The 11,249-nt window shown below is 72.2% G+C and carries 13 protein-coding genes and 1 tRNA gene; 7 read left to right on the top strand and 7 right to left on the bottom strand.

Going from position 1 to position 11,249, the window contains the following annotated elements:
* Positions 1 to 7: 7 nt before the first annotated feature.
* Together hutU and H0524_RS09385 are read right to left on the bottom strand one after the other, a co-directional pair.
* A complete protein-coding gene (gene hutU, locus H0524_RS09390) occupies positions 8 to 1,657 on the bottom strand; it encodes a urocanate hydratase (protein ID WP_180198285.1) in 1,650 nt (549 codons plus the stop codon).
* An 11-nt stretch (positions 1,658 to 1,668) separates the two neighbouring features.
* Complete coding sequence (locus H0524_RS09385) at positions 1,669 to 2,520, bottom strand: MurR/RpiR family transcriptional regulator (protein ID WP_180198284.1); 852 nt, start codon at positions 2,518 to 2,520, stop codon at positions 1,669 to 1,671.
* 86 nt (positions 2,521 to 2,606) lie between these two features.
* Between H0524_RS09385 and H0524_RS09380 the strand changes: the two genes are divergently transcribed.
* Positions 2,607 to 3,425 carry an MOSC domain-containing protein gene (locus tag H0524_RS09380; protein WP_180198283.1) on the top strand — a complete coding sequence of 273 codons (819 nt, stop codon included), beginning with the start codon at positions 2,607 to 2,609 and terminating at the stop codon, positions 3,423 to 3,425.
* Positions 3,426 to 3,452: 27 nt separating this feature from the next.
* On the opposite strand, the gene H0524_RS09375 is transcribed toward H0524_RS09380, so the two are convergent.
* Positions 3,453 to 3,995, bottom strand: a complete 543-nt coding sequence (locus tag H0524_RS09375) for a GNAT family N-acetyltransferase (RefSeq protein ID WP_180198282.1) — start codon at positions 3,993 to 3,995, stop codon at positions 3,453 to 3,455.
* A 73-nt stretch (positions 3,996 to 4,068) separates the two neighbouring features.
* Between H0524_RS09375 and H0524_RS09370 the strand changes: the two genes are divergently transcribed.
* A complete protein-coding gene (locus tag H0524_RS09370) occupies positions 4,069 to 4,485 on the top strand; it encodes an ASCH domain-containing protein (RefSeq protein WP_180198281.1) in 417 nt (138 codons plus the stop codon).
* A gap of 1 nt (position 4,486) precedes the next feature.
* Here H0524_RS09370 and H0524_RS09365 read toward each other — a convergent pair.
* Both H0524_RS09365 and bcp read right to left on the bottom strand, forming a co-directional pair.
* Positions 4,487 to 4,573: transfer RNA gene (locus H0524_RS09365), tRNA-Leu, on the bottom strand.
* A 116-nt stretch (positions 4,574 to 4,689) separates the two neighbouring features.
* Positions 4,690 to 5,166, bottom strand: coding sequence for a thioredoxin-dependent thiol peroxidase (bcp, locus tag H0524_RS09360; RefSeq protein WP_180198280.1), 477 nt, complete (start codon positions 5,164 to 5,166; stop codon positions 4,690 to 4,692).
* A gap of 210 nt (positions 5,167 to 5,376) precedes the next feature.
* On the opposite strand from bcp, the gene H0524_RS09355 reads away from it, so the two are divergent.
* The 4 genes from H0524_RS09355 to H0524_RS09340 are packed head-to-tail and all read left to right on the top strand — an operon-like array spanning position 5,377 to position 8,041.
* A complete protein-coding gene (locus H0524_RS09355; protein ID WP_180198279.1) occupies positions 5,377 to 6,093 on the top strand; it encodes an energy-coupling factor ABC transporter permease in 717 nt (238 codons plus the stop codon).
* Complete coding sequence (locus tag H0524_RS09350) at positions 6,090 to 6,485, top strand: PDGLE domain-containing protein (RefSeq protein WP_180198278.1); 396 nt, start codon at positions 6,090 to 6,092, stop codon at positions 6,483 to 6,485. The genes H0524_RS09355 and H0524_RS09350 overlap by 4 nt, the downstream gene beginning before the upstream one ends.
* A 10-nt stretch (positions 6,486 to 6,495) precedes the next feature.
* Positions 6,496 to 7,266, top strand: coding sequence for a cobalt ECF transporter T component CbiQ (cbiQ, locus tag H0524_RS09345; protein WP_180198277.1), 771 nt, complete (start codon positions 6,496 to 6,498; stop codon positions 7,264 to 7,266).
* Position 7,267: 1 nt separating this feature from the next.
* Positions 7,268 to 8,041, top strand: a complete 774-nt coding sequence (locus H0524_RS09340; RefSeq protein WP_018725805.1) for an energy-coupling factor ABC transporter ATP-binding protein — start codon at positions 7,268 to 7,270, stop codon at positions 8,039 to 8,041.
* A gap of 12 nt (positions 8,042 to 8,053) precedes the next feature.
* Here the strand turns inward: H0524_RS09340 and H0524_RS09335 are convergent, their stop codons facing one another.
* Together H0524_RS09335 and H0524_RS09330 are read right to left on the bottom strand one after the other, a co-directional pair.
* Positions 8,054 to 8,767: a thioredoxin domain-containing protein gene (locus tag H0524_RS09335; protein ID WP_180198276.1), complete on the bottom strand. Its 714-nt coding sequence runs from the start codon at positions 8,765 to 8,767 to the stop codon at positions 8,054 to 8,056.
* The gene (locus H0524_RS09330) at positions 8,760 to 9,284 is read right to left on the bottom strand and encodes a MauE/DoxX family redox-associated membrane protein (protein WP_180198275.1); all 525 of its coding nucleotides are present in this window, start codon (positions 9,282 to 9,284) and stop codon (positions 8,760 to 8,762) included. The genes H0524_RS09335 and H0524_RS09330 overlap by 8 nt, the downstream gene beginning before the upstream one ends.
* Positions 9,285 to 9,572: 288 nt before the next feature.
* Here H0524_RS09330 and H0524_RS09325 point away from each other — a divergent pair, with 288 nt between their 5' ends.
* A complete protein-coding gene (locus tag H0524_RS09325; RefSeq protein ID WP_180198459.1) occupies positions 9,573 to 11,237 on the top strand; it encodes a copper resistance CopC/CopD family protein in 1,665 nt (554 codons plus the stop codon).
* Positions 11,238 to 11,249: the final 12 nt, after the last annotated feature.

The raw sequence follows: 11,249 nt of genomic DNA, 5'->3' as shown, positions 1-11,249 counted from the left end.
GCTCTCCTTACGCCGTCGCCATCGGGATCTGCAGGCCGGTCCGCTCGGCGACCTGCCGGGCCTCGTCGTAGCCGGCGTCGACGTGCCGTACGACGCCCATCGCCGGGTCGTTGGTGAGGACTCGTTCGATCTTCTGCCCGGCGAGGGCGCTGCCGTCGGCGACGCAGACCTGGCCGGCGTGGATGGAGCGGCCGATCCCGACCCCGCCACCATGGTGCAGGGAGACCCAGGAGGCCCCGCTGGCGGTGTTTACCAGGGCGTTGAGCAGCGGCCAGTCGGCGATCGCGTCGGAGCCGTCGGCCATCGCCTCGGTCTCCCGGTACGGGCTGGCGACGCTACCGCAGTCCAGGTGGTCCCGACCGATGACCACCGGCGCGGAGAGCTCTCCGGCCGCGACCATCTCGTTGAACCGTACCCCGGCCCGGTCCCGTTCGCCGTAGCCGAGCCAGCAGATCCGGGCCGGCAGCCCCTGGAACGCCACCCGGTCGCCGGCCATCCGGATCCAGCGGGCCAGCTGCTCGTTCTCCGGGAAGAGTTCGAGGATCGCCCGGTCGGTGGCGGCGATGTCGGCCGGGTCGCCGGAGAGCGCCGCCCAGCGGAACGGGCCCTTGCCCTCGCAGAACAGCGGCCGGATGTAGGCGGGCACGAAACCCGGGAAGTCGAAGGCGCGGGGGTAGCCACCGAGCTGCGCCTCGCCGCGGATCGAGTTGCCGTAGTCGAAGACCTCGGCACCTGCGTCGAGGAAGCCCACCATCGCCTCGACGTGTCGGACCATCGACGCGCGGGCCCGGTCGGTGAACTCCGTCGGTTTGGCCGCTGCGTAGTCGCGGGCGTCGGCCAGCTCAACCCCCTCCGGCAGGTACGACAGCGGGTCGTGCGCGCTGGTCTGGTCGGTGACCACATCCACCGGGACGCCGCGGCGCAGCAGCTCGGGGAAGATGGTGGCCGCGTTGCCGACCACGCCGATGCTGCGCGCCCGCCGTTCGTCGCGGGCGGCGGTGGCCCGCTGCACCGCGTCGTCGAGTGAGTCGGCGACCTCGTCCAGGTAGCGTTCGCGTACCCGGCGTTCGAGGCGGGAGCGGTCGACGTCCACGATCAGGCAGGCACCGTCGTTCATGGTCACGGCGAGCGGTTGTGCCCCACCCATCCCGCCGCAGCCGGCGGTCAGCGTCAGCGTGCCGGCCAGCGACCCGCCGAACCGCTTCGCGGCGACGGCGGCGAACGTCTCGTAGGTGCCCTGGAGGATGCCCTGGGTGCCGATGTAGATCCACGATCCGGCGGTCATCTGCCCGTACATGGTCAGGCCGAGCTGCTCCAGCCGGCGGAACTCCGGCCAGGTGGCCCAGTCGCCGACCAGGTTGGAGTTGGCCAGCAGCACCCGCGGCGCCCACTCGTGGGTCCGCATCACCGCGACCGGCCGGCCGGACTGCACCAGCATCGTCTCGTCGTCGCGCAGGTCGGTGAGGGTGTCCAACAGCGCGCGGTACGACGGCCAGTCCCGCGCGGCCTTCCCGGTCCCGCCGTAGACGACCAGGTCTTCGGGGCGCTCGGCCACCTCCGGGTCGAGGTTGTTCATCAGCATCCGCCGTGCGGCTTCCTGGGGCCAGCCCCGGGCGGTGCGGGTGGTGCCGCGCGCGGCGCGGATCGGCTGGTTCATGGGGGAACCTCCTAACCGAGGAACAACTGACGACGGGCGGCGGAGGCTTCGAACGCCTCCAACCGCCGTTGGGTTTGTACGGGTGCGGCGTCGCAGATCGCCTGGAGTAGCACCATGGCCAGGGTCATCGGTGCGGTGTGTAGGTCGAACACGAGCTGCGCGCCGACGGCGGCGGGTAGCACCACGTCGGCGTGTTCGCGGGCCGGGCTGACCGGCGAGTCGGTGATGGCGACGACGGTCAGGCCCGCCGTCCGGGCCTCCCGTAGGGCGTCGAGGGCCTCTCGGGGGTAGCGGGGCAGCACCAGGGCGAGCAGGGCGGTCGCGCCGGCCTCGGCGGCCTGTTCGATCCGGTCGGTGAGCAGGCTGCCACCGTCGTCGAGGACCCGTACGTCCGGGAGCACCTTGGCGGCGAAGTAGGCGAAGTAGGCGGCCAGCGGCGCGGCGGCGCGGAGGCCGAGCACCGGCAGCGGGTGGCTGGCGGCGAGGAGCCGGCCGGCGGCGGCGACCTGGTCCCGGTCGGCGAACTGGTCGGCGAGCCGGTCCAGGTTTTCGATCTCGGCGCGGACCGCCTGCTGGAGTTCGTTGTCCGGGTTCGGTCGTTCGCCGCGGGGTGTCGCGGTCAGCTCCCGCAGGTGGCGGCGCAGGGCGGGGTAGCCGTCGTGGCCGAGGGCCATCGCGAAGCGGGTGACCGAGGGTTGACTCACCCCGGCCAACTCGGCGACCTCCGCCGCCGACAGGTACGCCACCGCCGGGCCCTGCTGGACGAGGCAGTGCGCGATCCGTCGCTGGGTCGGGGTGAGCCGAACCCCGTGGAACAGGTCCAGCACCCGGTCACCCGGGGGCACGACGGATCCTTCATTCATGTTTCGACCTTATGCATAGAAACTTTCATCGGCAACCGGGCCGCTGCGGCCGGCGCGAGGCGGGGTACGAGTGGCAAGGTGAGCCGATGCGGCTGAGCGCTGTGCACACCTACCCCGTCAAAGGGTGTCGGCGGCGGGACCACGACGCCGCCCCGGTGCTGCCCTGGGGCTTGGCCGGCGACCGGCGCTGGATGCTCGTCGATTCGGCGGGCATCGGCATCACCCAACGCGAGGTCAGCAGCCTCGTCGCGCTGCGCGCGGTGGCCCGAACCGGCGGTCTCACCCTGCGCGCCGCCGGCCACCCCGACCTGGACGTCGCGGAGCCGGTGGACGGTGCCCCGATCGCCGTGCGCACCTTCCGCAGCCGCAAGCTGGACGTGTGGGCGCACGCCGCCGGTGTGGCCGCCGAGACCTGGGTCAGCCGGTTCCTCGGCCGCCCGGCCCGCCTGGTGTGGTTGGCCCGGCCGGCCCGCCACATCCCCGTCGCCGACCGCGAGCATGACCCGGGTGGCCAGGTCAGCTTCGCCGACGAGGCCCCGATCCTGCTGGCCAGCACCGCCTCGCTCGACGCGCTCAACGGATGGCTGGCCGAGGCCGGCGAGCCACCGGTGCCGATGACCCGTTTCCGCCCGAACCTCGTGATCACTGGAGCGCCGGCCTGGGCGGAGGACGACTGGGTCGCCCGCCCGGTGCGCATCGGTGGTGTCACCTTCCGCGCCGCCGGCCCGGCTGGTCGCTGCGTGGTCACCACCACCGACCAGGAGACCGGGGTCCGGGGGAAGGAGCCGCTGGTCACCCTCGGCCGCTACCGCAACGTGCGGCAGAAGCTCCTATTCGGGCTGCACCTGGTGCCCGTCGAGACCGGCCGGGTCGCCGTCGGCGACGAGGTCGTCCCCGCCGACTGACCGCAGCGGATCCGGCCGGATCGCTGATCACCCGGGTCGGTCCGCGTTCAGGTCGAGCCACATGTGGAGCTCGTCCCGATCATCGTCCGTTGCCACCCGCAGCGCACCCGGCAACCGCCCCACCTCGCGGTAGCCGAGGTGCCGGTAGAAGCGGTCCAGCCCCAACCCGTCCCGGACGGTGATCTGGAGCGCGGCGAGCCCCCACCGGCGGCCGATCCGCTCCGCCGCGCGCATCAGCTCCAGGCCGTAGCCCTCGCCCTGACAGCCGGGGTGGACCATGACCCGGGTCAGGACCCGATAGTGGGTCTTCAGGTGAAACCGGTTGTCGGTGAAGATCGCCATCGCGGCGAGCCGGTCGCCGGCGTAGCCGAGGAGCAGCCGGTCCGGCCCGTCGGCGATCGCCGCGAGGGTCGGATCGGCGATGGTCCGCACGTCGGCGGCGGTGACCGGCGCGACGAAGCCGACGGCGCCACCGGCGTTGGTGACGTCAACCCAGAGCGTGATGATCTCCGCGCGGAGCTCGGGCGTCAGGTCGGGGTCGAGCACGAACCGGAGGGCCACGCTGCTCATCCTGACCGGCTGAGCAGACCGCCACCCGAGAAAGTGAGGAGCCCGACACGTCGCACCTCGGTAGGGTCCCGCCATGACCGCAGACCTGCCACTGTTCGAGTTCGCCTTCCCCGGTCCGTTGCGGGACCGGCTGGTCGCCCTGGTGCTTGCGGGGGACAAGACCACCACGACCGGCCTGCGCCAGGACTACGAGATCGAAGGGGAAGCGCTACCGGTGGCGGGTACCCGGGCGGCGGTGATCGATTCCGCTGGTCGCCGGGTGGCCGTCATCGAGCTGACCGAGGTGCGGGTCAGTCGGCTCGGCGACGTGGACCTGGACCACGCCCGGGACGAGGGCGAGGGGGACGACTCGGTCGCCGCCTGGCGGGCGGGGCACGAGAAGTACTGGCACGGGGCGGACTACCGCGGGTGGATCGGCGACCCGGACTTCACCGTGGACGACGACACGCTGGCGGTGCTGGAGCGGTTCCGGCTGGTGGAGACCCTCTGAGTGGTGCGGGAGGGGGGACTCGAACCCCCACGTCCTCTCGGACACAGGCTCCTAAGACCTGCGCGGCTGCCAATTACGCCACTCCCGCTTGCCGGGAAGAGTCTAGAGCCTTCCCCGGCGGGCCCGCGCCCCGCCCGGGTGGTCATTCCGGCGCGTCACCGGATAGCCAGCCCGGGACGTGGGGGCGCGGCCCGGCGGGCGTCGTCAGTCCAGGCCGAGATCGCGACGGAGCTTGGCGACGTGGCCGGTCGCCCGGACGTTGTAGAACGCCCGCTCGATGCGCCCGTCGGCGTCGATGACGAACGTCGAGCGGATGACCCCGGTGACCGTCCTGCCGTACGACTGCTTCTCGCCGTACGCCCCGTACGCGGCGAGCACCGTCCGGTCGGTGTCGGAGACGAGCGGGAACGTGATCGCGTCCCGCTCGCGGAATTTGGCGAGCTTCTCCGGCTTGTCCGGGGAGATACCGACGACCTCGTAGCCGGCGGCCTGGAGCGAGGCGAGGGAATCGCGGAAGTCGCAGGCCTGCTTGGTGCAGCCGGGGGTCATCGCGGCCGGGTAGGCGTAGAGCAACACCTTGCGACCGCGGAGGTCGGCCAGCGCGAGTTGGTCGCCGCTGTCGGTGGGGAGGGTGAAGTCGGGGGCGGTGTCGCCGGGGGAGAGGCGGGCAGGCGCGGTCATGGCTGCGACCCTACCGCCGGGCCAGCTCCCGGTCCGCTTCGGTGCGTGGCGCTCGGTGGGTCCCGCTCGGTCGGCACACCTCGGTTGCCCTGGCTGCGCGGCGACGTGACCGACGTCATCTATTGTTGCCAAGGTTTGGCAATAGCTTAGTTCTCCTAATAGCCTGATGCGGTGGCGTGGACAGGCCCGCCGGACACGTGGGGAGGTCGCGTGGAGCACCTGGCGATGCACATCTCCAACGGGATCATCAATGGTCCCGTCGCCGCGATCTTCGCGGTGATCGCACTGGCGGCGATGGCGCTCTGCGTCCAGCGCGGCCGGCAACACCTGGACGATCGGCTGGCGCCGATGGCCGGCCTGGTCGCCGCCTTCATCTTCGCCGTGCAGATGATTAACTTCCCCATCTTCACCGCCGGGGTCAGCGGCCACCTGCTCGGTGGTGCGCTCGCCGCGCTGCTGGTGGGGCCGTGGGTCGGCGCGCTCTGCGTGGCCGTCGTGCTGACCGTACAGGCGCTGGTCTTCGGCGACGGCGGCGTGGCGATGCTCGGTCTCAACATCACCAACCTGGCGATCATCGGCACCGCCGCCGCGTACCTGCTGATCGTCGCGCTGCTGCGGGTTCTGCCGCGTACGCCGGCCGGGCTCGCCGTGACCGCGTTCGTCTCGGCGCTGGTCAGCGTCGTGGCGGCGGCGCTGGGCTTCGTTCTCCAGTACAAACTCGGTGGCGCCGTCGACCTCGGCGACAACATCGCCGGCCTGGCCGGCACGATCGCCGGCACGCACCTGCTGATCGGCATCGGCGAGGGCCTGATCACCGCGATGACGGTGCTGACCGTCGCGAAGACCCGACCCGATCTGGTGTACGCGCTGCGCGCGCGCGGACCGGTCGCGTCGTCCCCCGTCCCGGCTGTGGGAGGTGCCCGGTGAGGAAACGGACCTGGGGCTTCATCGCCAGCGGACTGCTGGTCTCCCTGCTGCTGGCCGGGGTGGTGAGCAGCTTCGCCTCGGCCGACCCGGACGGGTTGGAGTCCGCGCTGCGGGAGGGCTGCACCGTTGACGCGGCGGGCGCTGTCACCGGCGGTGACTGTCCGGCGCAGCGGGAAGCGGAGCACGAGATCGGCGGCCCGTTGGCCGACTACGGCGTCTCCGGCATCGCCGACGACGCCCTCGCCACCGGGCTCTCCGGCGTCGTCGGCGTGCTGCTGACCTTCGCCCTGGCCGGGGGCGGGTTCTGGCTGGTCCGGCGCCGGGCCGGGCAGCAACCCACCGGGGATGGGGACGGGGCGGCGAAGCCGACCTCCGCCGCCGGCGTGGGCTGAGGAGCGGGCCGTGGGCGCCGGGCACACCGAGCTGCTCTACCACCGTTCCGACTCGCCGGTACACCGGCTGCCCCCCGAGGTGAAGATCGCGGCGATGGTGGCCTTCACCCTCGCCGTGGTCGCCACCCCCCGGGAGGCGCTCTGGGCCTTCGGCGGCTACGCCGTGCTGGTGGTGGCGGTCGCGGCGGTGGCCCGGGTCCGGCCCGGCTGGCTGCTGCGCCGGTCGCTGATCGAACTGCCGTTCGTACTGTTCGCGTTCGCCCTGCCGTTCCTCGGCGCGGGCGAGCGGACCGAACTCCTCGGCCTGTCGGTCTCCGTGGACGGGCTGTACGGGGCGTGGAACATCCTCGCCAAGGGCACCCTGGGCGTCCTGGCGTCGCTGCTGCTGGCCGGGACCACCACCACCCGGGACCTGATCATCGGGTTGGACCGGCTGCGCTGCCCGCAGCTGCTCACCCAGATCGCCACCTTCATGCTGCGCTACCTGGAAGTGCTGGTCGGGGAGGCCCGGCGGATGCGGGTGGCCCGGCTGTCCCGGGGAGACGATCCGCGCTTCATGTGGCAGCTGCGGGGGTTCGCCACCGGCGTCGGGGCGCTGTTCCTGCGCGCCTACGAGCGGGGGGAGCGGGTGTACCTGGCGATGCTGTCCCGCGGCTACACCGGGCGGATGCCGCAGGTGTGGCAGGGCGAGCGGGCGGCGACCGTCGGGCAGTGGCTGGCCGCCTCGACCGTCCCCGCGGTGGCGGCCGGCGTCGCCGCCACCGCCCTGGTCCTGTCCTGACATGATCGGAGGCGTGCAGCCGATGACGCCCCCCAGCCTCGACGTGCGCGACGTGCGCTACGCCTACCCGGACGGGCACGAGGCGTTGCGCGGCGTGGAGCTGACCGTGCCCCGCGGCGACCGGGTGGCACTGCTCGGGCCGAACGGCGCCGGGAAGACCACCCTGGTGCTGCACCTCAACGGCATCCTCACCCCCACCGCGGGGAGTGTGACCGTCGGTGGGCTCACCGTCCGTCCGGACCGGTCGACCCTGGCCGAGGTACGCCGGCGGGTGGGCATCGTCTTCCAGGACCCGGACGACCAGCTCTTCCTGCCCACCGTCGCCGAGGATGTGGCGTTCGGCCCGGCCAACCTGGGGTTGCGCGGCGCCGAGCTGACGACCCGGGTGGACGAGGCGCTCGCCGCGGTCGGGATGAGCGAGCACCGGGACCGTGCCCCGCACCACCTGTCGTTCGGGCAGCGCCGCCGGGTCGCGGTGGCGACGGTGCTCGCCATGCACCCGGAGATCCTGGTGCTGGACGAGCCGTCGTCCAACCTCGACCCGGCCGCCCGGCGCGAACTGGCCGAGATCCTGCGGGCCCTGCCGGTGACCCTGTTGATGGTCACCCACGACCTGCCGTACGCGCTGGAGCTCTGCGAGCGCTCGGTCATCCTGGACGCCGGCCGGCTCGTCGCCGACGGTCCCACCGGGGAGATCCTGGCAGACGAGGCGCTGCTCACCCGGCACCGCCTCGAACTGCCCTACGGATTCACGCCCCGTCCGACGCCCCGCTGACCTGGGGGCGGATCAGCTGGCGGCCTCCACCGCGGCCCGGATGTTCTCCGGCGTCCAGTCGGCGACCGGCTCCCCGTTGACCAGGACCGTCGGCGTACCGGAGACGTTCGCCCGGCCGGATTCCTCGGTCACGTGTTTGGTCCAGGACAGGTAGGTGCCGTCCTTGACGCAGGAGCCGAAGCTGTCCCGGTCCAGCCCGACCCCGACGCCGAGGTCGATCAGTTCGTCGTTGCTGAACTGGGCGCCGTCCTCGGCCGGCTGCTGCACGAAGAGCGCCTCGCTGAACTCGCGGAACTTCCCGCCGGCCGCGGCGCAGCCCGCGGCGGCCGACGAGCGGGTCGAGTACTGGGTGGTGGAGCGATTGTCCAGGATCGCCACCGGGTGGAAGACCACCTGCGCCTTGCCCTCGTCCGCGAGCTGGTCAACGGTCTCGCCGCTGACCTCCTGGAACTGCTTGCAGGCCGGGCAGAGGTAGTCCTCGTACAGGTCGATGGTGACCGGCCCGGAGCCGTACGCGATGCCGGTGCCGGCCTCGTTGGCGCCCGGCGGCGGGGTGAACTCGCCGGCGCGCTGTTCGGAGTAGACGGCCCAGCCGACGAAGCCGGCGATCACCAGCACGAAGACGGCGGTCACCGACACCCACAGTGTCCGCTTGCGCCGCCGCTCCTGGGCCAGCTGCTCCCGGACCACCCGGGCGGCCTCCTTGCGACCCTTCCGACTACTCATCCTTGTCCTCCACTGCACGTTCGCCCAGCAACCAGCCGTCCACCGAGAACGGGGTGCGGGGCCAGATCAACAGGAACCCGGCCAACGCCAGGAATCCCAGGTCCCGGAGGATCTCCGGGAGGTAGCTCGGGGCCTGCCCCGGGGCCAGCTCGCCGCCGACGCCGAAACAGCCGCAGTCGATGTTCAACCCGCGGGTCCAGGCCGAGACGATGCCGGCGATGAAGACCAGCAGCAGCGCCACGGACACCCCGGCGGTCAGCCGGGTCGCCAACCCGAGCAGCACGAGTACGCCGAGGGCCAGCTCGAGGAAGGGCAGCGCGGCGCCGATCACGGTCGCCACGTCGTACGGGAAGATCTGGTACGCGTTCACCGCCCGGCCGGAGGCGGCGAGGTCCCCGACCTTGGCGGCGCCGGCCAGGATCCAGACCGCGGCCAGGCCGAGCCGGGCGGCGAGGCCGATCCAGGGGCGGACGGTCGGCCAGCGGGCAACAGGGCTGCTCGATGTGGTCACGTTCATGTGGTCGCTCCCCGCCGCCGGCAAGTTCCCGCCCTCAGCCGATCAGCCACGTCAGGCCGACGGTGGGGGCAGCGGATGCGGTGTCGCGTGGGGCCGGGATCATGACAATCCAGGCTACGCGGAGCTGGATGTGCCGGTAGGGACCTTTGTCCCTAGATGAACTCTGCCACGTCGGGAACTTTCCGGCGGCGAGATCCGACCACCCATTCGTGGGCTGGGAGGCGCGGCCCGGTCCCGGGGTCACCGGCCCGGGGTCTGGTTGGGCATCAGGGAGCGTTCTGGGTGAGCATGACCGGCATGACTGTCGTCCTCCGCCGCTGGAGCGCCCGGCTCACCGCCGTTGGTGGCCTCCTGATCACCCTCGTTGCCCTGCTGCTCGCCCCGGCTGGCCCGGCCAGCGCCCACGCGGTGCTGGTGAGTAGCAGCCCGGCCTCGTCGGCGGTGGTGCCGGAAGCACCCACCGAGGTGGTCCTCACCTTCAGCGAGTCGGTCCGCAGGGTGCCCGGCAAAACCCGGGTGATCGCCCCGGACGGGTCGCGGGCCGATCGGGCCGAGCCCAGCTTCGACGGCTCGGTCGTCGTGATCCCGGTCGACCCGAACTCCGGTCGCGGCACCTACCTGGTCAGTTTTCGGGTGATCTCGGCCGACAGCCACCCGGTCTCCGGTGCGTTCACCTACTCCGTCGGTGCCCCGTCGACACCCCCGGTCGACACCGGCAGCGACAGCCGCGCCGACCCGGTGGTGAGCGCCGGAATCAAGGTCGGCAAGTATCTCGGCTACGTCGGCCTGCTGCTCCTGGTCGGCCCGGTGATGGTCCTCGCCCTGCTCTGGCCCCGTCGGCTGCACCGTCGCGGCCCGGCCCGGCTGGCGTGGACCGGCCTGGGTCTGCTGGCGTTCGCCACCCTGGCGACGGGCTGGCTCCAGATTCCCTACACCAACGGCGGCGGCGTCCTCGACGTCTCCGGTGCGGGCCTGAGCACGGTGCTGGGTAGTGCCTTCGGCGCGGCGCATCTGGTCCGGCTGGGCCTGCTCGCGGCGGCGGCGTTCGTGCTCCGGCCGGTGCTGGCCGGCCCGGTCGGCCGGACCGACCTGGTGATCCTGGGCGTCCTCGGCGGCGCGGCCCTGCTGACCTGGCCGCTGTCCGGTCATCCGGCGGTCTCCCCGGCCCCGGTGGTCTCGGTCGTGCTCGACGCGGTGCACCTGGGCGGGATGGCGGTCTGGCTCGGCGGGCTGGTGATGCTCGTCGGCTTCCTGCTGCGCCAGGCGGACGCGGGGGAGTTGGCCGCGATCCTGCCGATCTGGTCCCGCTGGGCGACGCTCTCCGTCTCCGCGCTGCTCGTCGCCGGGGTCGTACAGGCGCTGATCGAGGTCGCCTCCTTCGCGGCTCTCCTCGACACCCCGTACGGTCGGCTGCTGCTGGGCAAGGTCGGGCTCTTCGTCCTGGTGCTTGCGGTGGCCGCGTACTCCCGGACCCTGGTGCGTCGGCGCACGGCGGCCGAGCGGCCCGCGCCGGTGCGGCGGGCGATCATGGTCGAGTTGGCGATCACCGCCGTGCTGCTCGGGCTGGCGGCGGCGCTGGTCCAGACCACCCCGGCGCGGACCGCGGTCGCGGACACCGCCCAGTCCAGCAGCGGCTACTTCTCGACGACCCTGACCAGTTCGTTGTATTCGTTGCAGGTTGAGGTGGACCCGGCCAGGCGCGGCAACAACTCGGTCCACTTCTACGCCTACACCCCGGACAACCGACCCCAGCCGGTGGTGGAGTGGCGGGCCACCGTCGCGCTGCCGGCGGCGGGAATCGAACCGATCGAGGTGCCGTTGCTGCCACTGACCGACAACCATGCGACCGGCGAGATCAACCTGCCCGCGTCCGGGGATTGGCAGCTGCGGGTGACCGTCCGCACGTCTGAGATCGACCAGGCCACGGTGGCGACCACCGTGGCAGTCAAATAGGAAAGGGTTTCC

The organism is Salinispora sp. H7-4, assembly GCF_013416675.1.
Lineage (GTDB): Bacteria > Actinomycetota > Actinomycetes > Mycobacteriales > Micromonosporaceae > Micromonospora > Micromonospora vitiensis.
The sequence above is the reverse complement of the archived record's forward strand: the minus strand, read 5'-3'. Positions and strand labels throughout refer to the sequence as shown.